Origin of the sequence: Kitasatospora sp. NPDC052896 (assembly GCF_044547075.1) — a bacterium.
Classification (GTDB): Bacteria; Actinomycetota; Actinomycetes; order Streptomycetales; family Streptomycetaceae; genus Kitasatospora.
The window spans coordinates 234371-259376 of sequence record NZ_JBITZU010000010.1; the positions used below are offsets into that span (position 1 = coordinate 234371).

The following is a 25006-nucleotide window of genomic DNA, read 5'->3' on the forward strand; positions in this document are numbered from 1 at the left end:
GAAGGGACCACCGCATGACGCCCGCGACGAGCGCGGCTGACACCGCCCCGAAGACCTACGCCTGGGAGATCCGGGCCACCGGCCTGAAAGTACGGGCCGGACGCAGGAAGATGGCCGTCGACGGGCTCGACCTCTCGCTCGGCATCGGCGCCCACGGCCTGCTGGGGCCCAACGGGGCGGGAAAGACCACCCTGATCCGGGCGCTGGCCACCGTGCTGCGCCCCGCCGCGGGCGGACTGGAGCTGTGCGGCACCTCCGTGAGCGGGCTGGGCGACCTGCGGGCCCTGCGCCGCCGGATCGGCTACCTGCCGCAGGAGTTCGGCTACTACAAGCGCTTCACGGTCCGTGAGTTCGTCGAGTACATGGCCTGGCTGAAGGAGGTTCCCAAAGCGGACATCCCCGCGGCCGTCCAACGCGCCGTGGAACGGGTGGGCCTGGCCGGCCAGGCGGACCAGCGGATGAAGACCCTGTCCGGCGGCATGGTGCGGCGAGCCGGCATCGCCCAGGCCATCGTCAACGACCCTGTGTTGCTACTGCTGGACGAGCCGACCGTCGGCCTGGACCCGGCGCAGCGCCTGCGCTTCCGCGAGCTGCTGCAGGAGTTGGGCCGCGACGCCTGCGTGGTCGTCTCCACCCACCTGGTCGAGGACGTCGCGGCCGCCTGCTCCGACGTGGTGCTCTTCGCCGAGGGCCGCCTCGTCTTCCAGGGCCCCCCGGGAGTCCTGGCGGCGGCGGGCGGCTCCGAGTACCCGGGTGACAGCCCCCTGGAGCGTGGCTATTCGGCGTTGCTCCAGGGCTCCGAGCACCAGGGGGGTACCTGGTGAACGGGCGTGTCCTGGGTATCGAGCTGAAGCGCTCCATCGCCCCGTGGCCCGGCCTCGTCGTCCTGGGCGGCAGCCTGGCGGTCCTCTTCCTGATCGACGGGATCTGGTGGCAGGGCGACACCGGATGGACGGCCCAGTGGACCTCCATGGCCCTGTGGACCCGGTACCTGCTGGGCTTCTGGTGGCCGCTCGTGGTGGGCCTGGGAGCGGTGTACGGGCTGCGCGACTCCCGCTCGCGGATGGCCGAACTACTGACGACCACGCCGCTGCCGGCCTGGCGCCGTGCGGCGCTGCCGGCCGGTGCGACGGCGCTCGTGCTGGCTTCGGGCTTCGGCCTCCTCGTCCTCGTGGGCGGAGTCCAGGTGGCCCTCGGCGCCACCACCTACACAAGTCTCGGCTGGCTGCCGATCTCGCTCGTGGCGGCGCTGGCCCTCGTCGCGGGGGCCGTGTTCGGCATGGGCGTCGCGCGGGCCCTGCCCTCCGTGCTCACCCCGCCGACCCTGACCGTGCTCCTTCTCCTGCTGATAAGCCTCCTGCGGCAGAACAATGAGGGGGCACTGCCGTCGAGCATCGCGCCGAACCGGCTCGCCCTGCTGTCCCCGGTGACCGCGGATCCGCGGGAGACGCTGCTGACCCTGTCCGGCTCCGTGCACCTCGGCCAGACGCTCTGGCTGCTCGGCCTGCTCGCCACCGGCTTCGCACTGCTGTCGGCCGCCACCCGCCGGGCCCGGCTGCTCGCGGTGACCCCCGTTCTGGCCGGCGCGGCCCTGGCCCTGCTGATCCTGCCCGCCGATCCGCGCGACACCTACGTCGTCGACAAGGCCGCCGCGGCTCTGGTCTGCGACGGACCGGTGTGCGTGACCCAGACGAACCGCTCACATCTGCCCGAACTCGCCCCGAGCGGCAAGGACGCGCTGCGCGTGCTGCACGACGCCCTGGGCGACCAGGCGCCGAACTCGGTGCGGGAGGACACCGAGCTGCGCGCGCTCGGCGACGACCGCCAACTCTCCGGTGACGTGGTGCTGGTCGACTTCGACGACCCGCTGATCGCCCATGCGACGGGGGCGGAACTGACCCGCCTCCTGGTCGCCCAGGGCCTGGCACCGAACTGCGCACCGCGCACCCCCTGGGAGGGCGGGGGGCAGGTCGACATCCCCGTACAGAGCATCGCCGCGAGCTGGGCCCTCAGTGATCACCAGTTCGAACCGCTGCAGAGCCCGGACGCCTACGCGTACTCGCAGCGTACGTGGGCGGACGCCGACGCCGCCTGGCAGCGGCTGATGGCGATGCCACCGGCCGAGCAGCGCTCGCGGATCGCCGAGGTGCACGCCGCCGCCCTCTCCTGCACGGGGGACGACGCGCTTTCGGCGCTGACGGGGGAGACGTCGCGATGAGATGGCTGATCCTGTACGCGCGTTCACGGCAGGCGCCCACCTCGGCCGCCGCGGTCACGCTCGTCGCGCTGGCGGCGTGGGCCTTCCACCAGGACGGCGCGGGCCCGATGGACCTGGTGATCGCGGTCGTGGTTCTCACCGCGAACGTGACGGCCTCTTCCGTCGGGCTCGGTGGGCGGGACATCGCGCTGGAAAGCACGGCCGCGATCCGGTGGGCGCCCCGCCGGGCCGCGCACGTGCTGCTGATCGGCGCGGTTGCCGCCGCGGCGCTGCTGGCGGTCCAGGCGGTGGGGCCGGAGCTCGCCCCCGCCGAGGTCGTCGCCCGGGACAGCGCGGGCCTGGTCGGCCTGGCCGCGCTCGGGGCGGTGCTGTGCGGGGCACCGTTCGCATGGACCCTGCCGACCGGCTGGCTCGCGCTCACCCTCCTCGTCCCGCCTCCGGGCGGCACCGGGGGACAGGTGGCCAGCTGGATGATCTTGCCCCCCGGCACGACGGCGGCCACCGGGACGGCGTGGGCCCTGCTGGTGAGCGGAACCGTGCTCTACGCCATAGCAGGGCCGAGACGGTAACGGGCACGCCCCGCGCCCGCGCTCCGCTCGAACTCGAGACCTTCGACGGCCCGTTCGCGGGGCCGTCCGCGCCCGCGAGACCTTCCCGCCGTTGGCACCAGGGCCTCCTCCTTCACAGTGGGGTGAGGATGTCCTGGTGCGCCCCGTCCAGGACGAAGCCGTTGTCCAACCGGACCCGGACCGTCACCCGCCTCCCGCGCTCCCGATCCGCGGCCCACTGCGGCTCCAGCGCGGCGATCTCCGTCTCCAGCCGCTCCCGGCTGGCCGCCGGCATGGTGTGCCCGTAGTCCTCGAACAGTGCTCTGAGTCGCTGGTACTCGCGAGCCTCCTCGCTCTGCGAGAGCTCCCCGTCCACCTGCTCGATGGTGCCCTCGATCCCGGCTCCCAGCGAGAGAAACCCGACGACGGCCCCGGGCTCCCCGGCGACTGCCTCACCGATCCCGAGGTCCTCGGCCAGCCTGACACGCCGGCCTTTCTCCAGGGTCATCGTCCTCTGCCTCTCCATCGATCGGTGCCGCCGGCGCGGTCGGTCCGCGGCCCCGGACATTATCCGCCGTCCGGGGACCGGCGCCGGGTTCTCGGCGATGGGGGCTTCGCGCTCCCGAGCCCGCGTCTCGAGCCCGCCCGGCGCCACGACCGCGTCCACCCGCGCGGCGCCGGTGTGGGGAGCGGTGGCGTTCGGCGGGGCCACCGGCTGCCGCTCGGGGGTGGCGCGTGGTGCTGCCGCTCCGGCCGGACGCCGCGTTCAGGGCCGCTCCAGCACCGCCACCTCGTCGCCGAAGCCGACCACCAACTGGCCGGCCGTTGACCAGGCCAGGGCGTGGACCGGCAGCGGGAAGGCCAGCGCGGGCCCGACCGGCTCGCCGGTGGTCAGGTCCCAGACGCGGACCCGGCCGTTCTCGCAGCCGGTGGCCGCGTACGGGCGCCCCGCCAGCAGCGCCGCCGCGGCCGCGCTCACCGGGGCTTGGTGGTGGTGCTCCCCACTGCCGACCGGCCTTCGGGTGGGGAGGTCCCAGATCACCACCTGGCCGTCCTCGCTCCCGGCGATCGCGTAGCCGTGGTCGCCGACCGGGACCGCGGCCACCGCGCCCACCTCGCCCTCGCCCACCTCCAACGGCGGGCCGGCCGGCTTGCCGGTGCCCAGGTCCCACAGCAGCACCGTGCCGTCCAACCCGCAGTCGTCGGCGTGGAATCCGGCCAGCGCGTGCGGGCGGCCACCGACTACCACCGTCGCCAGTGACGCCACCGTGCCGCTGCCACCCGTCAGCGGACGGCCCACCGGTTTGCCGGTCGCCAGGTCCCAGATGCGGACCGTCTCGGACTCCTCGTCCTCCTCGTCCTCGTCGTCCACGCCCGCACCGTCCGGTGCGGCACCGCTGGTGACCGCGCAGGCCCGACCGTTCAGGTCCACCGTCGCCAGTAGCGGCAGCCAGCCGAGGCCGTCGTTCTGACCGGCCGGCATCGGCCGGCCGAGTTCGGTGCCGGTGACCGGATCCCAGCGGCGCAGGGTGCCGTCCCCGCCGAGGCTGACCAGGCAGCGGCCGGCGTCGAGCCGGGCCTCGGCCACCGCGTACACCGCGTGGGTGTGGCCCGTCAGTGGCCGCCGCACCGGCCGGCCACCGGCCGCCTCCCAGAGCCGCAGGGTGCCGTCGCCACCCCCGGTGACGACATGGGCGGTTCCGTCGAGCAGGACCGTTGTCACCGCGCGCACCCCGCGGTCGTGTCCGCCCGGCAGGCCCGTCGGCGGTGCCGCAGAGGGTTCCCAGACCCGGATCTCACCCTCCTCGTCCTCGTAGCCGTACCCGGGCGCCCCGGCGCCCACCACCTGGGGACGACCCGCGACACTGCTGGTCGCCAGCGCCCACACCCCCGCCGGGTGGCCGACCAGCGGCGGGCCGACCGGTTGTCCGGTGGCGGCGTCCCACAGCCGCACGGTGCGGTCCCGGCTGCCGGTCACCACGTGCGGTCGCCCGTCCAGCTCGATCGCGGCCACCGCGTCGACGAGGGCGGTGTGGCCGGACAGCGGGCCGCCCAACTGCTCGCCGGTGTCCAGGTCCCACACCTGGGCGGCGGTGTCCGGGCCGTTGGTGGCGGCGCAGAGCCGTCCGTCGACGAGCAGCGCGGCGACCGACGTGCGCCAGCCGGGGCCGCCGGCCGGGCGGCCGAGTCCCTCGCCGGTGAGCGGATCCCAGGCGCGCAGCATGCCGTCCGCCCCGCCGGAGACGATCACCGCCCGCCCGCCGGCCACGGTCGCGGACAACGCCAGGACCCCGTCGGTGTGACCCGTCAGCGGTCGGCCCACGAGCTCGCCGGTCGCCACGTCCCAGACCCGCAGGGTCCGGTCCTTCGCCCCGGAGACGGCCAGGAGGCGCCCTCCGGCCTGCACCACGGTCACCGCGTGCACCTCGCCCCGGTGACCGCGCAGCGGCCGACCCATGGGCTGACCCGTCATCAGGTCCCAGCGCCGGACCGTCTGATCCGACCCGCCACTGACCAGCACCGGGCGCTCGCCCAGCCACCCGGCGGCCACCGCGTGCACCACGCCGCGGTGACCACGCAGAGGCGCGCCGCACTCGCCCCCGGTGGCCGGATCCCAGCGCCGCAGCCGACCGTCGAAGTCGCCGGTGACCACGTGCAGTCGACCGTCGACGGCCAGGGCCGCCACCGAGCCCATGCCCCCCTGCGGCACCGGGACCGCGCAGCGGAACGCCGGCGTGAGCTCGGCACCGGTGGCCCACCGGACCCGCCAGGGGGCCGGCGCCACGTCCGGCAGCGGGACCGCGGCCAGCTCCGCCGCCAGCTCGGCAGCCCCCCAGCGCGCCGCGTCCAGCGCCAGCAACTGGCGCCGAACCTCGGGAACGGCCTCGCGGTGCCGGTGCGCCGAGGTCCGGTACACCCCGGCGGCCAGCCGGGCCGCGGGATCGGCCGCGCTGTCGAGCAGCGGTTGGACATCCGCCGCGGCCGCGGTCACCAGGAAAGCCGGATCGGTCAACGGGTGCGCGGACGGGGACCGCGGGGCGGAAGGAGCGGCATCCCGGCGCGTGGTGGGCATGCCGGGCACCGTAGCGGATGCCGCTGACACCCGTACCGGAGGGTGCCCGCGCGGCACCGGCCCCCGCTCAGCCGCCGGACGGCACTGCCTCATCGAGGCGCTGGACAACCCGGGCACCCGTGCCGCCCATGACCGGCGCCAGGCCGCCCGCGAGCGCGGGCGGCAGGAGGCCCACCAGGAGCTGATGGACTCTCTGGTCCGCGTCGGCCGCGGTGAGGTACCCGAGGAGGAGAGCACCCGGGTGTACGGCGGCCGCCAAGACCCGAAAACGCCTGGAAGTCGCCAGGTCGCCTCCGCCCGGCCCGGCCGTCGCCGTTTTTTGGATCCGCTGTCGAGCGCGTGCTCAAGCGGACGGTGTGACCGGGGACCACATGCCGAGCCACTGCTCGGCGCCCCAGGCCTCGAACCGCTCCACCTCGGTGAACCCCAGCTTCGCCGCGAGGCGCATCGAGCGGTCGTTGGCGGTCTGGGTGGCGAGCACCACTGGTTCGCCGGGAAGCGCGTCGGCGAACCAGCCGAGTGCCGCCGCGCACGCCTCGGCGGCGTACCCGAATCCCCAGGCCCGCGGCAGGAACAGGTAGCCGAGATCGGCCTTCCCGGCGGCAGCCGGGCGACGGTTCCCCGTTGCTCTCCTGAGCAGGATCTGGCCGATCATCGACCCGTCGAGCTCGACGACGAAGCTCCCGGGCCACCGCTCGGGCACCGGGGACATCTCGCGCTCGAGCTCGTCACGCGGCCGGGGGCCACCGAGGTAGGTGTGCACCTCCGGCGAGGCGAGCAGCTCGATGAACGCCGCACGGTCCCGGGTCCCGGGCTCACGGAGCACGAGCCGCTCGGTCCTGATCGGGGCGGGTGGCCAGGGGAGGGGGTGGACCGTGATCTCATCCGACATGGAGCGGCTCCTGATCCTCTCGGCCACCCGGTTCGACCCCGTATGGCCACTGCGGGCAGCGACTTCTGACGTCGCCGCACATCGAGACGCGCCCCGACGGGATGCCAGTTGCGCGCGCCCGGAAAGATCCGCCGCACCGCACGTGAAGCTCCGCCCGGCGAAGGACCGCAAAAGGCGGGACGATCTGATGCGCGAGGTCGTCGCCGAGGCGATGCGGGTCGCGGGTGGCTACCTGCGGCCCCGTATCGAGGCCCACGAGAGCTACGCGGCCCGCCTGCGCACGTCCATCGAGGGCAACCCCGACCTGCTCGCCGAGTACCCGAACCGCCTCGCGGCGATCGCCGAGGTCCTGGGCAACCTTCGCGGCGGCGACCCCGGCATGGTGGCGTTCGCGGAGGGCATGGAGGCGATCCTCGCCTTCCAGGTGGAGCAGATCCGCAAGGGGCAACGGGCAGGCGAGTTCTGCGACTTCGACCCGTGGGTGATGATGCGGGCGATCCGCGCCGCCATCGACGACGTGGTGCGCCGCGCTCGCGACGAGCCCGATCTCGACGTACGCGCCGCCGGCCGGGAGCTCGCGGACCTCTTCGACCGCGCCACCAGGAAGACGTCATGACCACGGACACGACACGGGGAACACCCCATGGTCAGCAGCCAGGCAGCGCGGACCGACCCGACCCCGGCCGCCGAAGCCCGACGCCGCACCACCGCGTTACGCCGGCAGATCGGCGCACAGCTGCTCTTCGAACTCGTCCTGCCGCTCGGCTCCTACTACGGTCTGCGCGCGGCCGGCACCGGTCAGTGGCTCGCGATGGTCGTCAGCGGCCTGCTGCTGCCGTGGATCGGCTACGGCATCGTGCGACAGCGGTGGGTGAACGCGATGGCCCTGTTCTCGCTGATCGTGCGTCCCTTGATGTGGTGCAGTGGTCCTGTGCCAACACTTCCGGCGGGAGTCGTTCGTTACCCGCTCAATGGGGGTGGGCGAGGGCGGATTTCGCTGGCTGACAGGATGTTGGCTTTAGCAGGGAACGTTTGGCCCGGTGAACCTTCCGCGTCGGGCCCGCGTCTCACCTCGCGACCGTCACCACACGCCCAGGAGAACAGACCATGACCGACAGAGACGTTGAGCAGGCCGAACAGCGGGGTCACGCCCCGGGGCCCTGGTGGGCGGAGCTCGGGACGTGGGGGGCCGTCGCACTGATCGTCTTCGGGGGAGTCGCGGCAGTGTGGGTCTCCTTCAGGCTGCCCGGCACCCCAGAGGAACTGGCGTCCGGCTACTACGGGGCCGCCAAGGTCGTCGCCATCGGCCTGGTGACTGTGGGATGCACCTTGCTGGGCCGCCGTCGCGCCCGGGCCGCAGCCGTCGAGGAGACGAGCGAGCAGGAACGCGCCTGACGCCACCGGCCGGTGAGCAACGTCGCTGGATCAGCCACGGCTTCCGGACTGTCGAGGTGGTCCTGGGTAGCGGACAGTACGGGCCGGCGTGCTCCGGATGTGGTTCTCCCACTCAGACGATCCGTGAGAGGTCCCACGGAGATCTACAGTCACAGAGCGCGGACAGAGCACGGAAGTTGAGCCAGAACCGCTTCTCGTGAACATCGAACACGGCCCGACCCGGGTGCCTCCCGGAGTGTTGAGCAGGTGCTGTCGGAATCTGCCGAACAGGGCCACGCTGCCGCTGCTCGCTCGACTGCTGCGCCCGGGCGGCCGCCGCCACCTCTGCCACCGGACCGGTCAACCGAACCAATGCGGCCGGTCAAACTGACACCATGTCGGTTCGACCGGCCACATTGCGTTGCGGAACGTGATCCGGCCTCCTGCGGGCCAGGCACCCCATGCGCGGGCTGTCCCTGCCGGTGGTCGGGCCCGGGCACGCACGACACGCCTCAGAAATCCGGGACCTGATCCCGGACGCTGGACAACCGCTGTTCCGTGCTGTCCAGCCAGTCCAGGTACCAACGGGCGAACGTCACGGTCCCGCCGCTGCCGTCCGGGGCCGGGGTCAGGTCGCCGTGGTCAGCGCGGTCGTCGTTCCAGATCCGCCCACGCTCGGGGCCACTGAGCACCAGCCACTGCTCACGGCCGTCGCCGAGGCTGCACAGGGGAATCGCACCGACCGTGCGGTGCGGGCCCCACATCACCTCGTTCCACCGGTCCAGAAAAGCGAGGTAGTCGGGGTCGCGGTCGTCCTCTTCCGGGGGGCACCGCGCCAGCAGCGTCCGGAGGGCAGTCGGGTCCAGCGGTGTTGCGGGGAACGCCTCGGCCAGTCGGGAGTAGTCCGCCGTGTCCGCGTTGTGACCCGACCACAGTGGGTAGCCGGGCTTCAGTTGTGCCGGATAGAGGCCGTAGGCGGGGCCGGCGCCGCCCGCGCCCACCTGGAGCAGGAAGGTTCGGTACTCCTGTGGCAGTTCGACGCCGATCCGCGCCTCCACTTCGACCACGGCCGCCGGGGACAGGACCGGGTCGAGCCGGAAGCCGTGGCCACCGGGCCCGAACACCGGATGACGTCCTGCTTGTGTCGGGACACCCGCCAACGCCTCGACGCGCTCCCGCACGCCGACCCACAACTGATCATCCATGCCGCGGAGCGTAGCTGGCTCCCGGGAGAGTCGGGGAAGGTCTTCGGAGCGCCGGCTCGACCCGGCCATGGCCACCGGAGGATCTTGCCAGCGGCAACTGAACACCGCTGTCTCCAGTATGGCGTTCACTCTCAATCAGTTGCAACGAACAGGATGGCGGCTGTTGCATTAAGCTCAAGGCCATCGCAACGATTTAGTGGCTTTGAACTGCATTGATGCTGATTCTGTGCAACGCATCTGTTGCCATGTTTTGGAAAGCAACGTAGCTTTTCCGTCATGGGAAACGCCGGGCCGAAGGGGCCCGCGACGCAGGACAAGGAGCCCGTCATGCAGAAGTTCGACACCCCCGCCCCGATCACCGCCCACCTGGCCGTCCCCGCCGGACGCGTCCAGTTCATCGCCGTCGACCGCGCCGACACCACCGTCGAGGTCCGGCCCGCCAACCCCTCCAGGAGCCGCGACGTCCAGACCGCCGAGCAGACCGCCGTTGCCTACGCCGACGGCGTCCTGCGGATCCACACCCCCGAGCCCAAGAACCAGCTCCTGGGCCACGGATCCGTGGAGGTCACCGTCCAACTGCCCACCGGCTCCCACGTCGAGGCCAAGACCGCCAGCTGCGAGCTCCGCGGCGTCGGCCGCCTGGGCGACATCGCCTTCGAAGGCGCGTACCGCCAGATCAAGATCGACGAGGCCGCGAGCGTCCGCCTCACCGCGGTCGACGGCGACGTCGAGATCGGCCGCCTGGGCGGCCCGGCGCAGATCAGCACCGGACGCGGCGACATCCGGATCACCGAGGCCGTGCGCGGCACGGTCCAACTCCGCACCCAGTCCGGCGACATCACCATCGGCGCCGCCGCCGGCGTCTCGGCCGCCCTGGACGCCGGCACCACCCACGGCCGCATCCACAACGCCCTCAAGAACACCGACAGCACCACCCTGAACATCCACGCGACCACCTCCCACGGCGACATCACCGCCCGCAGCCTCTGACGTGGCCCGCCGCAGCGGCGCCACCACCATCCACCGCTCCCGATCCAACTTCCGACCCTGGAGACCGGCACACCATGGCCATCAGCACGACCATCGAGCAGACCGCCTGGACCGGCATGGTGTCGGTCGACGACACCGCCCTGGCCGTCACCGACACCGGCGGCCCCGGCCCTGCCGTGGTCTACCTCAACGGCTCCTACGCCGACCAGAAGCCCTGGCACCCCGTCATCACCGACCTCGGCAGCGACTACCGCCACATCGCCTACGACGAGCGCGCCCGCGGCAAGTCCAGGACCGCCACCGACTACACCTTCGAAGCCACCATCCGCGACCTCGACGCCGTCCTCACCGCCCGCGGCGTCCAGCGCCCGATCCTGGTCGGCTGGTCCTACGGCGCGATGATCGCCATCCACTGGGCCGCCCGCCACCCCGACCGCGTCGCGGGGGTGGTCTCCGTGGACGGCGCCCTGCCGACCGAGCGACTCGACGACGCCACCCGCGAGAAGGTCCGCAAGCTGTTCCGCAACCTCAGCCCGATCTTCCCCATCGCCCGCCGCCTCGGCTTGGCCGCCCGCATGAGCGCCGCCCAACACGCCGAGATCAACCTCGAACTCATCGACCTCTGCGCCCCCGACAACCTCAACCCCGTCCTCGACCGGACCACCACACCCACCCGCTACGTCCTCGGCAGCGGCGGCAACCTGGGCGCCGAAGAAAAGGTGATCGAAAAGCTCCGCGCCGACCTCACCACCGCGATCGCCGACAACCCCCACATCCAGGTCAGCACCAAGGTCGCGAGCAACCACTCCAAGATCCTTCACAACGACTCCCGAGCCGTCGCCAACGCGGTCCGCGAGCTCACCACCACCCGCGACCACCAGGCCGCCTGACCCGCGACACCCAGCGTCACGGTGAAGACCACCCGGCACCACCCGAACCACCTGACCGACGAACCCCGCCACGACAGGCCCGGCCACCGACACCTCGATCCCACCGACAACGCGCCCACGTGATCAAACAGGGCCGAAGCATCACCGCCATCTCCCGCTACGAAAGCGGCGACCGCTTGCCACGCAAGGCCTACCTCGACACCCTCCTCGACGGGGTCGACCGGCCGCACCCCATCACCGGATCACGCGGAGCCGAGAAGCGGAGCAGCATCCGGCCTTCCTTGCGATCTCCTGCGGACCGCGCAGGTTGGTGGAATCGTGCAACACACGGGGCGCGAAGCCGCGTCGAGGAGTGTATTGAGCGTCGGATCGCGTGCTTGTGCAGGGCGAGGTCGTCGGCGACCGTGTTCGGCTGCTCGTGGTCGGGCCGGGCCGGTTTCCTCACCTGCCTGATCGTCACGGTCAGCGCGGTCGGCAACCTGCCCTTCACCTGGCGGGCCGTCGTGGCCTTCGGGTGGTCATGGCTTCCTCGGATGATGTACATCCGGTCGTGCGGGTGCCCGGGCCGGGGGAGGGTGGCGCTGACCCGTGCGTACATGTCGCAGGTCTTCGTGCGTCGCTGCGAGGAGTTCGAGATGCCTGGGAACACCGGAGCCAAGCCCGCTGCACCGGGCATCGTGAAGGCCAACGCGGCCGTGCGGCAGCGGTTCGCCTTCGACGACGTGGAGGATCTTCAGGATGCGCGGCGCGGTTTCATGGGCACGGCGCAGGAGAGCGTGATCCGTGACCGCGACGGGCGATCGGTCTGGGACCTCGGTGCGTACGGGTTCCTTGAGCAGGAGTGCCCCGACACGGCCAATCCGAGCCTGTGGAGGCAGAGCAGGATGTGCTCCGACCACGGGCTGTTCGAGGTTACCGAGGGTGTCTACCAGGTGCGTGGCTTCGATCTGTCGAACATGACGATCGTCGAGGGGGAGCGCGGCGTCCTTGTCATCGATCCGCTGGTGTGCGCCGAGACCGCGGCGGCGGGTCTGGCCCTGTACCGCTCCCACCGGGGGGATCGTCAGGTGACCGGGGTGCTGTACACGCACAGCCACGTCGACCACTTCGGCGGCGTGCGGGGTGTCGTGACCGACGAGGACGTCGCCCAAGGCGTGCCGGTGATCGCCCCCCACGGGTTCCTGGAGCACGCCGTCAGCGAGAATGTCTACGCCGGTACGGCCATGAACCGCCGTTCCGCCTACATGTACGGTGCCGCTCTGCCGAAGGGGGAGCGGGGGCAGATCGGCGCGGGCCTGGGACAGACGGTCTCGACCGGCGCGGTCGGCCTGATCCCGCCGACAGTGGACATCACCCGCACTGGGCAGACGGAGACCGTCGACGGCATCCGGATGGTGTTCCAGCTCACTCCCGGCACCGAGGCACCGGCGGAGCTGAACATCCACTTCCCCGACCGTGCGGCGCTGTGCATGGCGGAGAACGCCACCCACAACCTGCACAACCTGCTCACGCTCCGTGGCGCCGAGGTTCGCGACCCGCGCGTGTGGGCCCGCTACCTCACCGAGGCCGTCCATCTCTTCGCCGGCTCCAGCGACGTGGCCTTCGCCTCGCACCACTGGCCGGTCCGGGGGCGCGAGCGGGTCGTGTCGTTCCTGGCCGAGCAACGCGACCTGTACGCCTACCTCCACGACCAGACCTTGCGCATGCTCAACCAGGGGCTGACAGCACTGGAGATCGCCGAGCAGATCCATGTCCCCCCGGCTCTGGAGCGGGCCTGGAACACCCACGGCTACTACGGCTCGGTCAGCCACAACGCCAAGGCCGTCTACCAGCGCTACCTGGGCTGGTTCGACGGCAACCCGGCGCACCTGTGGGAGCACCCGCCGGCAGAGTCCGGCAAGCGGTACGTGGAGTTCATGGGCGGCGCTGACGAAGTCGTGCGCCGTGCCCGCCAGTCGTTCGCCGACGGCGACTTCCGCTGGGTGGTTCAGGTGGTCAACCACGTGCTGTTCGCCGCCCCGGATCACACCGGGGCCCGCGAGTTGCAGGCCGACGCCCTGGAACAGCTCGGGTACGGCAGCGAGAACGGCACGTGGCGCAATTTCTTCCTGATGGGAGCCCACGAACTGCGCCACGGCTCGGTCGGGACACCTACCGCCACCACCTCGCCCGACCTGCTGGCGGCGCTGACGCTCGACCAGCTGTTCGATGCCCTCGCCATCCGGGTGGACGGCCCGCGAAGCTGGGACGCGGACATCACCGTGCGCTGGAACGTGACCGACGGCGAACCCGTCACCCAGCGGCTGCGCAACGGCGTCCTCGTCCATGTCGCCGGCACCGGGCCCGCCGCGGCCGACCCGGATGTCGAGTTCACCCTCGCCGAGGCCGACCTGCGTGCCGTGCTGCTCGGCGCCGCCACCCCGGCCGACCTGGCGGTTCGCGCGGACATCGAGGTCACCGGTGATGCCGGCAAACTCACCGAACTGCTCGGCTATCTCGGTGATCCGGACCCCGACTTCGCGATCGTCACTCCCTAGCACTCCAGCTGGCCTCGCCTCAACCATTGGTCAACGGCCTGGGAGCGGGGAAAGGTCACCGCGAGGGCGGGACGGACTTCGCGGCACTGGCCCATCCGCCGGTGGCCACGGAGCGCGCTCGGTCAGTGCCGGTCCAGCCCGAGGCCGGCGAGCGCGGCCAGTCGCTCCGCGGTGGGCCTCGCCCGGTTCGACGTCCAGCTCGCCTGGCTGCCGAACGGCCACGAACTCGCGCCCTCCCCACCGTGCCGCGGAGATCGCGCCGGGATGCGGCCACCCCCGGGAGAACGTATGAGATGACATATGACCCGCCGTACCCATGGCGCCGAACAACCCGCCACCGGCAGCACCGCCCGCGACCACCTGGCCAACGAGCGGACCTACCTGGCCTGGCTGCGCACCGGCATCAGTGTGGCGGCCCTTGGCGTGGCGGTCGCGAAGTTCGCTCCGCACCGAGGTGCCCATGCCGTGGCGGCCGGCCTCATCCTGCTCTTCGCCGGGTTGCTCGTGTCCGCCTACGGAACCGTCCGCTACCGATCCGTCGCGCGACAGTTGAACGCCGGCGTGTTCGCGCCCGCGAGCTTCGGCGCCGTCACCACCGCTGGCGCGGTGACCGTCCTCGCCCTGATCGCCGTCCTGGTGCTGATCTGACGGCGGTGGCCTCGGTGGCGCTACGGCCGCACCGGCCCGCACTCCCTCACCGACGCCCTCGACAACCTCCCGGACCGGGCGCACTACGACCGGCGCCGGACCGCCCGCCGGGCCGAGGAGGACCACCGGCGCGAGGAGCACCTGAAGACCCTGGCCCGCGTCGACCGCGGCACGGTCCCGAAGCGGGAGAAGGTCTGGAACACCGACGCCCGTACCGAGTGGACCCACCGCCCGGGCGGCACCCACACCCCTGCCCGGCCTCACAGAGAGTGATCGTGGCTGGGGTCGGGAGCTGTCGCCGGCCGGGTGTGGCTTCGTGCGGCGTGAGGAACTTCTGGCGTCAGCCCACCTGGATGGTGACCCGCCACAGGAGCACGAGTCTCGGGCAGACGGCGCCCGGGGTGGGCATGCAGCGTCGGAAGGCGGTGATCTGGCTGGTGCCGGTGTCCTGCGCGCCGAACGCGGCCCAGGCGTTGCCGTCCGACGAGGTGCCGCCCGAGCTCCGGTGCAGCACGGCGCTGTTGCTGGCGCGCGGCTCGCTCCAGGCCAGGGTGATGCCGTCGCCGCTCTCCCCGTGGAGCCGGACGTCGATCTGGTCACCGGCCGCCACCTCGATCGTGCTGCCGTTGCTGCTGTTGTCGAGCTCGATGATGTCGGCCGCGGCCTTCGGTGCGGCGTGCAGTGCGCTGGGGATGGCGGCGGGGGCGGCTGCCGCGGTCGGGGCAATGGCGCCCAGCACCAGGGTCGTGCCGAGGGTCATTGCGGCGAGTGGGGTGGTCAGGTACTTCGTGGCGTTCATCGTCACTCCGGGGTCGGCTGGGCCGGGATGGCCGTCTTCCGTATACCGGCTGGGCACCGCCGGCCCGGCTCACCCCGTCCGCCGGTTCACCGGATCGCGTGAACGGGAGAGGTTGACCGGCAGAGTCCACCCCGGGGTTCGGCAGGGAGGACAGTCGAGAGGTCGTCAAGCCGGTGCAACCGCCCGGTGGCCCGCAGGGGCACGCCGTGCGGCATCGCTGTTGCCGGGTTCCGGCGCCGATTTCTCACAGGCCCCTGACGCCGGGAAGCCATGGGAGCTTCTGTCCGAACCCTGCCCTGCCGGGGGCGTCTACTGCGAGGAACGGCCAAGTAGGACGCGGCAGTCGACCTTGGACAGTCGGAATGCTGCCGCCCACTGCCAGCACGCCAACGGGTTTTGGCCCTGCGATCTTGCTGCGGTATCGGCTGAGACGGCGTCTCGCCGCATGGTGTCGCCGATCACGGTTGAGGCGTGCGCGGGCCCGCTCCAGGCGCGCACACCCATGGGAGCCTCAACCCCCTGAGTACGGGTCAACCACCGTGCAACTCCCCTCAGTGAACTGCTGGTTCAATGAGGGGAGTGCACGGTGGCGCTGCCCAGGCATGACCTGATCCACCTGCTGGAGCCACTACGTTCGGCCGATGGGCTCGAACTCGTCCACGGCGTGGCCGAGCGGATCCTTCAGGAACTGGTCGAGGCCGAGGCCACGGCCCGGATGGACGCGGAGCGGAACGAGCACGCCGAGACGCGCACCGCGTTTCGAGACGGGCACCGGGACGGGACGCTGACCAGCCAGGCCGGCGATCTGGACCTGGCCATCCCCGAACTACGGTCGGGGAGCTTCTTCCCGGTGCCGCCGGAGCGGCGCCGCCGGATCGACCAGGCCCTGCACGCGGTCATCAAGGAGGCCTGCGTCCACGGCGATCAGTTCGTGTTTCGTGCTGCTGATCTGCGGCGTAGCGCGCTGGCACCGAGGGCGACTCCGCCGGCGAACAGAGCCATGCCGTTGACCAGGCCGATGCCGGAGGAGGTGAGGCCGTTAGCAACCGTGTGGGTGTCGGCGGGCCGTTGCTCGACATCCCCCGGGGCCTTCACGTGCTCGCTCTTTCCCCCGGGCAGAGCGAAAGCACTGCCGAGCCCTTGACCGATGCCCGATGAGGAGAGCATGCGCGCACCGCCGCCACCGCCCGTGTGGACACCGCCATGCGGGTGCTTCCACTCGCCCCCGCCGCCGTGTTCCCAGCCGCCCTTGCCGGCGTGGTCGCCGTCGCTGTCGCCGTGTTCCCAGCCGCCCTTGCCGGCGTGGTCGCCGTCGTCGTCGCCGTGGCCCCAGCCGCCCTTGCCGGCGTGGTCGCCGTCGCTGTCGCCGTGGCCCCAGCCGCCCTTGCCGGCGTGGTCGCCGTCGCTGTCGCCGTGGCCCCAGCCGCCCTTGCTGGCGTGGTCGCCGTCGCTGTCGCCGTGGCCCCAGCCGCCCTTGCCGGCGTGGTCGCCGTGGCCCCAGCCACCTCTGCCGGTGTGATCCCCGTCGCCCCCGCCGTGACCCCAGCTACCTTTGCCGCCGTGACCCCAGCCACCCGAGGACGGCCTCGCCTCACCCGTCTCGTGCCCCTCGTGGGAACCCCGTGACGGCTTCGAGTCATCTACCGCGGCCTGATCGGAGTCTTCCTTCTGCTGGTTCCCGACGTTGACCTCAACGTTGACATGGGCGTCCTGCACCGGGTTCACCACCACCTGCTGACCTGCTCCCCACGTCGGCTCGCAGTACCCGCGTTCCTCGTGTCCGCAGCGCCCGTCACCGTGATCTACACGATCCCCCTGGTTGGCGTCGTAGTGGTCCGCATGCTCGCCCAAGTCTCCGTGCTCGCCGTGATGGCCGTGATGGCCGTGCTCGCCGTGCTCGCCGTGCTCGCCGTGCTCGCCGTGCTCGCCGTGCTCGCCGTGCTCGCCGTGATGGCCGTGATGGCCGTGCTCGCCGTGATGGCCGTGATGGCCGTGCTCCCCCTGCTGCTCGGTCTCGTCATGTCTACCGTGGTCCCGAGATGTGGCTTCGGTGGTGGTCTTCTCCGGCGCGGTCTGTGGGGTGGTGTCCTGTGCCGGCGTCTTCTGCTCGGCAGGGGCCCCGCCCGGCTCCGACGACTGTGACTGCCCTGACCGGGTGGGCACTTTCGACCGCGGTAGCTCTGTTCGGGCGTGCGTCCCGGCCGGTGGTGGCCCCTCGGCTCTGGATGGTCTCGCAGTACCGTCAGTGGGCTGCCGGGTGGTGGCTGAGGCGGAAACGGGCTGGGAATTCGCGACGTCCACCGCATACGCCGAACCCCCTGTGCCCAGGGCGAGAGCACATGAGGTCAGACCGACCAGAAGCCCTTCTGTCACACGGGTCTGCATAACGCTCCTTTAGGATTATCCGTCGGATGGATTTTCATTCTTAAGGGCGACATCGGAGTGTCCCGTGGCGCACCGCCGGAGCATCGCCGCATTGGCCTAGCCCCGACCCTTCATGACGGACCGTCGGTTCATCCGACGGGCCTCTTCGACCTGTCGGGCGGTGTGGGCAGGCCGGTGGCCCGGCTGATGCCGCCGGATGGGCACCAGTGTCCACGGCGCCGAGCTCGCGCGGGTATGGACCGCAGCCGGGGTGACGGTCGTCGACGTCGAGGAGCGATCCTGCCGCGCCGGCTCCTCCAACACGAGCGCGTCGGCCCGCTGAGTGCATCCGGGCGCCGAGCCGGCCGGGCACGCGTCCTGACGGAAGGCGACCTCGATGAGCACCTTGCCCGCCCCGAACCCGGACGATCGCCCGCACGGTACCGCCGCGCACCACCTGGGCAAGCCCTCGCCCGGCCTGGGCAAGCCGCGGAAGGGTTGGCGAGAGGCCCCCACCTTTTAGGTGGAGGAGGAGTCACGCCTGGGCGAGCGGGATCGGGGCTCGGGCTCCGATGAGCGCAGTGTTGGCCTGCCGGTAGGTCCCCAGCCTCAGGTGGGTCTGGTCGACGTGGGACGGCCGGCGGTACCGCAGCGCGTCCGGCACGCCGATCACCGGGGTGTGGCCGACGTCGCAGCCGTGCGCAACCAGTAGCGCCGCGATCGTCACGTGCAGGTCCTTGAGGCGGGCCTCGCCGCCGGTCACCCGCTGAGCCGTCCCCGGCGTGGCTGCGTAGGCCCGGGCCACCGGCCCGGGTGGTTGGCCGCCGGCCGGGGCCTGCCTGAACCCCGCCTGCTCGACTGTCAGTGCCGGCCGGGGACCACCGAGAGAAGCAGGTCGACCAGTCGCTCGGCCGCGTCCGGGCGCCCGTGGGCGCGGGCCTGCTGCGCCATGGCGTAGCGCCGGGCGGGGTCGGTGAGCAGCGGGGCCACGGCCTCCTGGAGATGGGCGGCGGAGACCTCGCCGAGCAGCGCGACGGCGGCTCCGGCCTCCTCCAGGTGGCGGGCGTTGTGCGCCTGCTCGTTGCCGGCGGAGGAGGCCAGCGGGACGAAGACGGCGGCCTTGCCCAGGGCGGTCAGTTCGGCGATCGTGCCGGCCCCGCTGCGGGCGATCACCAGTTCCGCCAGGTCGAGGACGTCCGGCAGTTCGGGGCCGACGAAACCGGCCACCAGGTACCGCTGGGCCAGCTGCCCGGGCAGTGCGGCGGCGGCCTGGCGCAGGTCCGCCTCGTGGTTCGGCCCGCACTGGTGGATCACGTTGGCGCGTTGCAGCAGCCAGGGCAGGATCCCGCGCACCAGGTCGTTGATCTGCTGACTGCCCTGGGCGCCGCCGGTCACGTAGACGGTCGGCAGCGAGCGGTCGAACTGCCACAGCCCGAGCGCCGCGACGGCCTTGTCCGCCTGACCGGCCAGCACCTCGGGACGTACCGGGTTGCCGGTCACCACCGCGGCCGGGCGCACCGACTCGGCCAGTAGCGGCAGCGTCGAGTCGGAGGAGACCGCGATCCGCGTCGCGCGCCCGGCGAGCGTGCGGTTGGCGAGCCCCAGGCGGACCGTCTGCTCGTGGATGACCAGCGGACGCCGGCACATGCTCGCCGCCACGCCCACCGGCACCGCGACGTAGCCGCCGGTGGCCAGCACCACGTCGGGGGCGAAGCCCTTGACCTGCCGCCGGGCCTGGAGGATGCCCAGTGGCACCCGTGCCATGTCCTTGATGTTCGCCGGGGAGAGCATCTTCAACGGGTTGGCGCTGCGGCGGATCTTGCCGGTGGCCACCGTGGTGAACGCGATGCCCTCGTTGGCCGCGACCCTGGCCTCCAGTCCCGCGGCGGTACCGACCCACAGGACGTCCACCGTCTGCCCGACCGCCGCCAGCCTGGCCCGCAGGGTGCGGATCGCGGTGAGCGCGGGATAGGTGTGGCCGCCGGTGCCACCACCGGTGACCATCAGCCGCAGGGGTCGATCCGGAACGCTGGTGTCGATGTTCACCGAGGGAACTCCCAACCTGGCAAAGCCGCTGAGCCCCCCGTCACCGAGGGACGAGCCCTACGCTCCCGAGGGCAGTGGAACCATAGCAGGAGATGATCAATGTCGATATTCAGGTATTTGCCCGCCGGCGGTGGAGCGAGGCTGTGCTCGACGGGCTGGCGTGGCCGCGCGTGGAGGGTGCGGCCTGTCGCGCGGCGACGACGGCCGAACCGGTTCGCGTGCGGGTGTGCGCGGTGCCGGTCCACGACGGCCGGTGTGCCTGATCCGTCGCCAGCGCCCCGCTGCCCACCCGAACGCGATTCCCGGTGCACCGGGGGATCACGTCATCCGGCCGATTTGTGCGCGCTGATCAGGAGGAGCGGTGGTCGGCGGAGGTGCTCGGCGAACTCCGGTCGCTTGGCGAGGACTTCGTCATCGGGGTACGGCTCGTCGATTCCGGTCACGACGAGGCCGGAGTCGGCGATGCCGCCGAGCAGGGTGGTGAGTCGCCGGTGGTACTTGGTCACCGGTGTACCGAACCATTCCTGCCGTCGGGCCGTCTCCTGCGCGTAGCCGTCGAGGGGCCAGACGGTACCGCCACCGGTGGTGTGCCAGCCCGTCATGGGGTTCTGGGCGGTGCACACCGGGTGTTCCACGGAGAAGACCAGTTGACCGCCCGGCCGAAGCCAGTCGGACACGCGCTGGATGAGGCCCGGGTAGTCGGCCAGGTAGTGCAGGACGAGACTGCTGACCACCAGATCCAGGGCGGCCGACGGCAGCGCGAGCCGCTCGGCCCGGTCGTGCAGGTACCGTACGCGGGGAGCCGGTCGCGCCCGGGCCAGCGCGAGCATGCGCGTGGAGGCGTCCACCCCCAGGACGGACCGGGCCCCGGCGGCGGCGAGCCGCCGGGTGAGGGTGCCGTCGCCGCACCCGAGGTCGAGCACGTCCAGCCCCGACACGTCCGGCAGCATCCGGGCCAGCGCGGGTTGTTCGAGGTCCTCGTTGAGCCCCGCGCGGTCGGCGCGCATCCGCTGGTAACGAGCGAAGAACCCGGGGTCGTCGTAGAGCACCTCGCCGACACCCCCGCTCACAGCCAAGCCCGCAGGTCCGCGATCTCCACCATCGGCAGTCCCCAGCGAAGCGCGGCGATCTCCAGCTCCGCGGCCTTGGCCATGGTGCCGTCCGGGTTCATCACCTCGCAGCAGACGCCGACCGGCGGCAGCCCGGCCGCGACGCACAGGGCGACGGTCGCCTCCGTGTGGCCCTGCCGCTCGGCGAGCAGCCCGGGGCGGGCTCGCAGCGGGAAGACGTGGCCCGGGCGCAGGAAGTCTCCCGGCCGCGCGCCGGGGTCGGCGAGGCGGCGGACGGTGGCCGCCCGGTCGGCCGCCGAGACGCCGGTGCCGGCGGAGGCTGCCAGGTCGACGGGCACGTGCGCGGCGGTGCCGTGCCGGTCGCCCTCACCGGGGATCGGGCCGATCTCCAGCCGCTCCAGCACCTCCGGCGCGCACGGCACCGTGGAGTGGCCGCAGACCTCGGTGAGCAGGAAGGTGAACGCTTGCGGCGGCAGGTTCGCCCCGCCGAAGACCACGTCGCCCTCGCCCTCGGTCGTCGGGTCCCAGACCACCACCCCGCCACCGGCGGCGAGTTGACGCACGACCTTCTCGGCCCCCAGCCGCCCCGACACATGGCCGGCCCACGGCAGCCCGGTGACGATGCGGCTCAGGGACTGGCGTGCGTGGTCGGCTCCCCGCGCGGCCAGCCGGCTGATCAGATCGACCTCGAGGTTCACCCGCACGCCCGGCTCCAAGCGCTCCAGAGTGGTGGCCTCCCGGGTCACGGGAAGGACCACGACGGAGAAGCGGTCACGCAACTGCTCGGCGACCGTCATGCTGACGCCGTCGACCGCGATCGGGGTCTTCGAGATCAGCTGCGCCATCGTCCGGTCCGGCGGACGGATCCACACCCGTCGGCAGCCGGCTCCTTCGTCGTCGACCCGGAGCACCTTGCCCACCGAGTCCACGTAGCCCTGCAGCAGATGTCCGTCCAAGCCGTCGCCGACGGCCATCGGGACCTCGACATTGATCACATCGTCCACGCCCAACGTGTCGAAGGTCGAGCGCCGTCGGGTCTCCGCCGTCACCGTGGCGACGGCGACCCCGTCGGACAGCTCCCGAACGGTGAGTCTGACCCCGTTCACGCACAACGCACCGCCGACCTCGAGCGAGTTGGCGGCCAGCGGCGCACGGATCCCGACCAGATCCCCGTCGATCCGATCGATGACGCCGATCTCCGCGATACGACCAGTGAACATTTCGCCTGTACCCCTCATCGTCACAAGGCGCCGACAACAGCGCCACTGATGGCTCGTGAGGGCCCGTAACCACTGCGGGCCGAGGGGCGGGGTCTGACCGCATGGTCCCGGAATCACACCGGGTCGTTCCGCCCGACAACGGCGGAACCGGCTGACTGTACAGCCACACCTGGGAGTTGCACCTGACTTGATCATAGCCATACCCGCCGGGCCTGAGCCAGACCCCCAGCTCGCACGCGCGGGGAGCGGCCCGGGAGTTGATCCGTGTGATGGCCCACGGACAGACGGCGAACGCCGACATCGTCGGATCCACGCGCTGCGCCCGGGCCGGGTTCCACGCCCGGTCCAGGCCGGCCTTGAACCAGGCCAGCCTTGAACCGGGCGTCGGAGGCGGACCAGATCATCCCGAGCTGGTCGAGCATCGTGCCCCGGTGTCGGCGCCAGTTCTCCCGTCGGATCGCCGTCCGCTCAGCGGGCGGTCAGACGCTCCCAGTTCCCGTGCGCGATGAGCTCCTTCTCCCGCGGTGCCAGCTCGGCCTGCTCCAGGAAGCCGCGTGCCCCGCCGAGACCGGCGTCGATGAACGGGTAGTCGGCGGAGAACAACACCCGCTCGACGCCCACCGCCTTGACGGTGCGCCGCAGGTACTCGTGGTTGAAGATGCCGCTCGGCGTGTACGAGACGTTCTGCCGGAAGTAGTCGCGCAGCGGCCGGTGGAGCGAGGACGCCCCGTCCAGGAAGGCCATCCGCTCGAGGTAGAAGAGCACTACCTCGCCCCAGTGGCCGAGGATGAACTGCAGGTCCGGATGGCGGTCCAGGGTCCCGGAAAGGATCAGGCGGATCAGCTGGACGCCGGTCTCGTAGTGCCAGCCGATGCCGGGGCCGGCGAACGCCACCTCGACCTGGGGTCCGAACCCCGTGTAGTAGGCGTCCCTGACCGCCCGACAGGGGAGCTGCGGGTGGACGTAGAGCGGGACCCGCAGCTGCGCGGCCGCCTCGTAGAGAGGGCGGAAGGAGGGGTGGTCCATGTTCCGTTCGCCGACCCGCCCGAAGATCATGGCGCCCTTGAGGCCGAGGGTCTCCACGGCGCGTCGCAGCTCGGCCGCCGCGGCCTCGGGGTCCGGTGTGGGCAGGGTGGCGAACCCCTCGAAGCGGTCGGGCTTGGCCGCGACGGTCTCGGCGATCAGGTCGTTGGTCCGGCGCGCGAGGGACACCGCGGCGGTGGCCTTGAGGTTGGCCATGCCGGGGGTGGTCAGGGAGAGCACCTGCACGTCGACTCCGGCGTCGTCCATGCTGCGGATCCGCTCTCCGGCGAGATCCGCCAGGCGCGCTTCGATCAGGGGCTCGTCGAAGATCTCCAGGCTGTCGTCCTGGTAGCCGGGCGGAAGCGCCCGCCAGGCGTCGAGCACCTCCTGGTTGGCCAGGTGCTCCTCAAGCGCGATGATCTTCATGGTCCGTGAGGCCCCTCGGTGATCGGCGGCCACCTGCCGCTCTCCGGCCCGCGGACAGGCCGGGGCCGACGCACACAGCGCCGGCCAGCACCCGGCACTGGAGCGGACCGGCGGGTCGTGTTCCGACCAGGACAGCACCTCCTGTCAGGCTGCCGATCGCCGCCGCGCCCGTCGGTGGCCCCACTCCGCCCGCCCGGAGTACCGATTCGCGCCCGCACGGAGCGACCCACCGCCCGGGCGGCACCTGCCTGAGCAAGTCCTCACGCTGCCCGATCCCCCTGCACCGAGATGACGGAGCGTCACCAGCACACGGAAGCACGGGCCCGCCTCACGAAAATCCTGGATGAGCCATCTGAACCGGCGACCAACACCACACCGGGATGATCTCGGGTTGTCGGGTCGGCACCGCGGCTCGTCGGCCCTTCCGTCGGATTCATTCGGCTCGGTGCTGCGTGATGGTTGGCAAGCGTGGGTAGAGCACGCCGACAGCGCCGGCCGCAGCGGCGCACACGGCTCCGCTCAGAGCGAGCGCGGTCCGGGGGCCGGCCGTCTGGGCAATCCATCCGATGCAAGGGGCGCCCAGTGGTGTGGTACCGAAAGAGGTGAGCAGATACAGGCTCATCACCCGTCCGCGCATGTCATCGCTGACGCCAAGCTGGAGCCGGGCCTTGGCCGCGGTGAGGAACACCAGCAGTGCGGTTCCCGTCGGTACGAGCAGCACCAGAAAGGTGATGTGGCCGGGCATCAGGCTGCACGTGGCCTCCAGCAGCCCGAAGGCGAGCGCGGCGGCCGCCAGTTGCTGACCGGTCACCCGCTGACGGTACCCGGCCAGCAGCGAGCCGATCACCGAGCCGGCGGCCAGGGCGGCATTGCCGAGCCCGAACACCGCCGCCGGGGCATGGTAGGTGTGGGTGATTATCAGTGCGGTGGTGATCTGGAAGTTCATGCCGACCGCGGCGACGATCGCGACGAGGGTGAGGGTGAGTGCGAGGTCGGGGCGGTCGCGGACGTAGCGCAGGCCTGCCCGTACTTGTCGGTTCGCGCGGGGAAGCGGCGGGGCAGCATGGACGGCTCGGCGGTCCATGCGCAGCAGGCAGACGATCACTGCCAGGTAGGAGAGGGCGTTGGCGACGAAGGCGGGGCCGGGACCGAAGAGGACGATGAGAGGGCCGGCCAGTGCGGGGCCTGCCATGCGGGCGAGGTTGAGAACCGCGCTGTTGAAGGCGAGGGCGCTGACGAGCTGTGTCGGTGCGACGGATTCCGCGAGGAACGCCTGCAGGGCCGGTTTCTCGACGACCATGGTGAGCCCGAGCGCCAGGGCCACGAGGTAGAGGGCGTCCAGGCGGGCTGTTCCGGTCACGACGAGCACGGCGGGGATCAGGGCGAGGGCCGCCATGATCGCTTCGGAGACGAGAAGGGTCTGCCACCTGGAGTGCCGGTCCACGATGACGCCGCCGTAGGAGCCGAGCAGCAGGAGTGGCAGGAACTGCAGGGCCGTGGTGGTGCCCAAGACGGTGCCGTCACCGTGTGACAGCTCCAGGGCCAGCCAGTCCTGTGCCACCTTCTGCATCCACGTCCCGGTGTTGGAGGCCGTCTGGCCCAGGGCGAAGAGCCGGAAGTTGGGGTTCTGCAGCAGCGGCCAACGGTGCCAGGGGCGTGAGGACACATGTACGGCGGACGTGC

The 25006-nt window shown here is 71.7% G+C and carries 23 protein-coding genes and 2 pseudogenes; 13 read left to right on the top strand and 12 right to left on the bottom strand.

Features of this window, described 5'->3' with window-relative positions; genetic code table 11:
* The first annotated feature begins 14 nt into the window (after positions 1 to 14).
* From ACIGXM_RS22355 to ACIGXM_RS22365, 3 genes are read left to right on the top strand one after another with little or no spacing between them, the layout of a single operon-like run.
* Positions 15 to 824 carry an ABC transporter ATP-binding protein gene (locus ACIGXM_RS22355; protein ID WP_396563495.1) on the top strand — a complete coding sequence of 270 codons (810 nt, stop codon included), beginning with the start codon at positions 15 to 17 and terminating at the stop codon, positions 822 to 824.
* Positions 821 to 2218: a hypothetical protein gene (locus tag ACIGXM_RS22360; RefSeq protein ID WP_396563497.1), complete on the top strand. Its 1398-nt coding sequence runs from the start codon at positions 821 to 823 to the stop codon at positions 2216 to 2218. The genes ACIGXM_RS22355 and ACIGXM_RS22360 overlap by 4 nt, the downstream gene beginning before the upstream one ends.
* Entirely contained in the window at positions 2215 to 2787 is a 573-nt protein-coding gene (locus ACIGXM_RS22365; protein WP_396563499.1) for a hypothetical protein, read from the top strand. Before ACIGXM_RS22360 ends, ACIGXM_RS22365 begins: the two co-directional genes overlap by 4 nt.
* A gap of 112 nt (positions 2788 to 2899) precedes the next feature.
* Here ACIGXM_RS22365 and ACIGXM_RS22370 read toward each other — a convergent pair whose 3' ends face one another.
* The 3 genes from ACIGXM_RS22370 to ACIGXM_RS22380 all read right to left on the bottom strand — a co-directional run bounded on the left by ACIGXM_RS22370 (position 2900) and on the right by ACIGXM_RS22380 (position 6731).
* Positions 2900 to 3274, bottom strand: coding sequence for a hypothetical protein (locus tag ACIGXM_RS22370; protein WP_396563501.1), 375 nt, complete (start codon positions 3272 to 3274; stop codon positions 2900 to 2902).
* A gap of 258 nt (positions 3275 to 3532) precedes the next feature.
* Complete coding sequence (locus ACIGXM_RS22375; protein WP_396563503.1) at positions 3533 to 5839, bottom strand: WD40 repeat domain-containing protein; 2307 nt, start codon at positions 5837 to 5839, stop codon at positions 3533 to 3535.
* Between the two features lie 343 nt (positions 5840 to 6182).
* Positions 6183 to 6731, bottom strand: a complete 549-nt coding sequence (locus ACIGXM_RS22380; protein WP_396563505.1) for a GNAT family N-acetyltransferase — start codon at positions 6729 to 6731, stop codon at positions 6183 to 6185.
* A 187-nt stretch (positions 6732 to 6918) separates the two neighbouring features.
* On the opposite strand from ACIGXM_RS22380, the gene ACIGXM_RS22385 reads away from it, so the two are divergent.
* Genes ACIGXM_RS22385 through ACIGXM_RS22395 form a run of 3 tightly spaced genes read left to right on the top strand, consistent with a single transcriptional unit; the run spans position 6919 to position 8126 of the window.
* Complete coding sequence (locus ACIGXM_RS22385; protein ID WP_396563507.1) at positions 6919 to 7347, top strand: TetR/AcrR family transcriptional regulator; 429 nt, start codon at positions 6919 to 6921, stop codon at positions 7345 to 7347.
* A 27-nt stretch (positions 7348 to 7374) separates the two neighbouring features.
* Positions 7375 to 7842 carry a hypothetical protein gene (locus ACIGXM_RS22390; RefSeq protein ID WP_396563509.1) on the top strand — a complete coding sequence of 156 codons (468 nt, stop codon included), beginning with the start codon at positions 7375 to 7377 and terminating at the stop codon, positions 7840 to 7842.
* The gene (locus ACIGXM_RS22395; RefSeq protein ID WP_396563511.1) at positions 7839 to 8126 is read left to right on the top strand and encodes a hypothetical protein; all 288 of its coding nucleotides are present in this window, start codon (positions 7839 to 7841) and stop codon (positions 8124 to 8126) included. Before ACIGXM_RS22390 ends, ACIGXM_RS22395 begins: the two co-directional genes overlap by 4 nt.
* A gap of 491 nt (positions 8127 to 8617) precedes the next feature.
* Here the strand turns inward: ACIGXM_RS22395 and ACIGXM_RS22400 are convergent, their stop codons facing one another.
* Entirely contained in the window at positions 8618 to 9310 is a 693-nt protein-coding gene (locus tag ACIGXM_RS22400) for an SMI1/KNR4 family protein (RefSeq protein WP_396563513.1), read from the bottom strand.
* Positions 9311 to 9637: 327 nt separating this feature from the next.
* On the opposite strand from ACIGXM_RS22400, the gene ACIGXM_RS22405 reads away from it, so the two are divergent.
* The 4 genes from ACIGXM_RS22405 to ACIGXM_RS22420 all read left to right on the top strand — a co-directional run bounded on the left by ACIGXM_RS22405 (position 9638) and on the right by ACIGXM_RS22420 (position 14375).
* On the top strand, positions 9638 to 10300 hold the full coding sequence (locus ACIGXM_RS22405; protein ID WP_396563515.1) for a DUF4097 family beta strand repeat-containing protein: 663 nt from the start codon (positions 9638 to 9640) through the stop codon (positions 10298 to 10300).
* A 74-nt stretch (positions 10301 to 10374) separates the two neighbouring features.
* Entirely contained in the window at positions 10375 to 11190 is an 816-nt protein-coding gene (locus ACIGXM_RS22410) for an alpha/beta fold hydrolase (protein ID WP_396563517.1), read from the top strand.
* Positions 11191 to 11825: 635 nt separating this feature from the next.
* Positions 11826 to 13727, top strand: coding sequence for an alkyl/aryl-sulfatase (locus tag ACIGXM_RS22415; protein ID WP_396563570.1), 1902 nt, complete (start codon positions 11826 to 11828; stop codon positions 13725 to 13727).
* A gap of 300 nt (positions 13728 to 14027) precedes the next feature.
* A complete protein-coding gene (locus tag ACIGXM_RS22420) occupies positions 14028 to 14375 on the top strand; it encodes a YidH family protein (RefSeq protein ID WP_396563519.1) in 348 nt (115 codons plus the stop codon).
* Between the two features lie 340 nt (positions 14376 to 14715).
* On the opposite strand, the gene ACIGXM_RS22425 is transcribed toward ACIGXM_RS22420, so the two are convergent.
* On the bottom strand, positions 14716 to 15174 hold the full coding sequence (locus tag ACIGXM_RS22425; protein WP_396563520.1) for a hypothetical protein: 459 nt from the start codon (positions 15172 to 15174) through the stop codon (positions 14716 to 14718).
* Between the two features lie 664 nt (positions 15175 to 15838).
* On the opposite strand from ACIGXM_RS22425, the pseudogene ACIGXM_RS22430 reads away from it, so the two are divergent.
* Positions 15839 to 16036 (top strand): annotated as a pseudogene (locus tag ACIGXM_RS22430) (transposase); the annotation flags it as partial.
* Positions 16037 to 16098: 62 nt separating this feature from the next.
* Here ACIGXM_RS22430 and ACIGXM_RS22435 read toward each other — a convergent pair.
* Entirely contained in the window at positions 16099 to 16905 is an 807-nt protein-coding gene (locus ACIGXM_RS22435; protein WP_396563576.1) for a hypothetical protein, read from the bottom strand.
* Between the two features lie 45 nt (positions 16906 to 16950).
* On the opposite strand from ACIGXM_RS22435, the gene ACIGXM_RS22440 reads away from it, so the two are divergent.
* Positions 16951 to 17316, top strand: a complete 366-nt coding sequence (locus ACIGXM_RS22440) for a hypothetical protein (protein ID WP_396563522.1) — start codon at positions 16951 to 16953, stop codon at positions 17314 to 17316.
* A 760-nt stretch (positions 17317 to 18076) separates the two neighbouring features.
* On the opposite strand, the pseudogene ACIGXM_RS22445 reads toward ACIGXM_RS22440, so the two are convergent.
* Together ACIGXM_RS22445 and ACIGXM_RS22450 are read right to left on the bottom strand one after the other, a co-directional pair.
* Positions 18077 to 18301: pseudogene (locus ACIGXM_RS22445) on the bottom strand (Tn3 family transposase); the annotation flags it as partial.
* A gap of 98 nt (positions 18302 to 18399) precedes the next feature.
* On the bottom strand, positions 18400 to 19542 hold the full coding sequence (locus tag ACIGXM_RS22450) for a UDP-N-acetylglucosamine--N-acetylmuramyl-(pentapeptide) pyrophosphoryl-undecaprenol N-acetylglucosamine transferase (RefSeq protein WP_396563572.1): 1143 nt from the start codon (positions 19540 to 19542) through the stop codon (positions 18400 to 18402).
* A 134-nt stretch (positions 19543 to 19676) separates the two neighbouring features.
* Here ACIGXM_RS22450 and ACIGXM_RS22455 point away from each other — a divergent pair, with 134 nt between their 5' ends.
* Entirely contained in the window at positions 19677 to 19847 is a 171-nt protein-coding gene (locus ACIGXM_RS22455; protein ID WP_396563524.1) for a hypothetical protein, read from the top strand.
* 60 nt (positions 19848 to 19907) lie between these two features.
* On the opposite strand, the gene ACIGXM_RS22460 is transcribed toward ACIGXM_RS22455, so the two are convergent.
* From ACIGXM_RS22460 to ACIGXM_RS22475, 4 genes are all read right to left on the bottom strand, one after another.
* The gene (locus ACIGXM_RS22460; RefSeq protein ID WP_396563574.1) at positions 19908 to 20654 is read right to left on the bottom strand and encodes a class I SAM-dependent methyltransferase; all 747 of its coding nucleotides are present in this window, start codon (positions 20652 to 20654) and stop codon (positions 19908 to 19910) included.
* Positions 20651 to 21874, bottom strand: coding sequence for a 3,4-dihydroxy-2-butanone-4-phosphate synthase (locus ACIGXM_RS22465; RefSeq protein WP_396563526.1), 1224 nt, complete (start codon positions 21872 to 21874; stop codon positions 20651 to 20653). Before ACIGXM_RS22465 ends, ACIGXM_RS22460 begins: the two co-directional genes overlap by 4 nt.
* Before the next feature lie 468 nt (positions 21875 to 22342).
* The gene (locus ACIGXM_RS22470) at positions 22343 to 23323 is read right to left on the bottom strand and encodes an amidohydrolase family protein (protein WP_396563528.1); all 981 of its coding nucleotides are present in this window, start codon (positions 23321 to 23323) and stop codon (positions 22343 to 22345) included.
* A gap of 433 nt (positions 23324 to 23756) precedes the next feature.
* On the bottom strand, positions 23757 to 24989 hold the full coding sequence (locus ACIGXM_RS22475; protein WP_396563530.1) for an MFS transporter: 1233 nt from the start codon (positions 24987 to 24989) through the stop codon (positions 23757 to 23759).
* Positions 24990 to 25006: the final 17 nt, after the last annotated feature.

Coding starts and splice junctions, on each gene's coding strand:
- ACIGXM_RS22355 (WP_396563495.1), top strand. CDS start 15: ATGACGCCCGCGACGAGCGCGGCTGACACCGCCCCGAAGACCTACGCC.
- ACIGXM_RS22365 (WP_396563499.1), top strand. CDS start 2,215: ATGAGATGGCTGATCCTGTACGCGCGTTCACGGCAGGCGCCCACCTCG.
- ACIGXM_RS22370 (WP_396563501.1), bottom strand. CDS start 3,274: ATGACCCTGGAGAAAGGCCGGCGTGTCAGGCTGGCCGAGGACCTCGGG.
- ACIGXM_RS22375 (WP_396563503.1), bottom strand. CDS start 5,839: ATGCCCACCACGCGCCGGGATGCCGCTCCTTCCGCCCCGCGGTCCCCG.
- ACIGXM_RS22380 (WP_396563505.1), bottom strand. CDS start 6,731: ATGTCGGATGAGATCACGGTCCACCCCCTCCCCTGGCCACCCGCCCCG.
- ACIGXM_RS22385 (WP_396563507.1), top strand. CDS start 6,919: ATGCGCGAGGTCGTCGCCGAGGCGATGCGGGTCGCGGGTGGCTACCTG.
- ACIGXM_RS22390 (WP_396563509.1), top strand. CDS start 7,375: ATGGTCAGCAGCCAGGCAGCGCGGACCGACCCGACCCCGGCCGCCGAA.
- ACIGXM_RS22395 (WP_396563511.1), top strand. CDS start 7,839: ATGACCGACAGAGACGTTGAGCAGGCCGAACAGCGGGGTCACGCCCCG.
- ACIGXM_RS22400 (WP_396563513.1), bottom strand. CDS start 9,310: ATGGATGATCAGTTGTGGGTCGGCGTGCGGGAGCGCGTCGAGGCGTTG.
- ACIGXM_RS22405 (WP_396563515.1), top strand. CDS start 9,638: ATGCAGAAGTTCGACACCCCCGCCCCGATCACCGCCCACCTGGCCGTC.
- ACIGXM_RS22410 (WP_396563517.1), top strand. CDS start 10,375: ATGGCCATCAGCACGACCATCGAGCAGACCGCCTGGACCGGCATGGTG.
- ACIGXM_RS22415 (WP_396563570.1), top strand. CDS start 11,826: ATGCCTGGGAACACCGGAGCCAAGCCCGCTGCACCGGGCATCGTGAAG.
- ACIGXM_RS22420 (WP_396563519.1), top strand. CDS start 14,028: ATGACCCGCCGTACCCATGGCGCCGAACAACCCGCCACCGGCAGCACC.
- ACIGXM_RS22425 (WP_396563520.1), bottom strand. CDS start 15,174: ATGAACGCCACGAAGTACCTGACCACCCCACTCGCCGCAATGACCCTC.
- ACIGXM_RS22450 (WP_396563572.1), bottom strand. CDS start 19,542: ATGGTCACCGGTGGTGGCACCGGCGGCCACACCTATCCCGCGCTCACC.
- ACIGXM_RS22455 (WP_396563524.1), top strand. CDS start 19,677: ATGATCAATGTCGATATTCAGGTATTTGCCCGCCGGCGGTGGAGCGAG.
- ACIGXM_RS22465 (WP_396563526.1), bottom strand. CDS start 21,874: ATGTTCACTGGTCGTATCGCGGAGATCGGCGTCATCGATCGGATCGAC.
- ACIGXM_RS22470 (WP_396563528.1), bottom strand. CDS start 23,323: ATGAAGATCATCGCGCTTGAGGAGCACCTGGCCAACCAGGAGGTGCTC.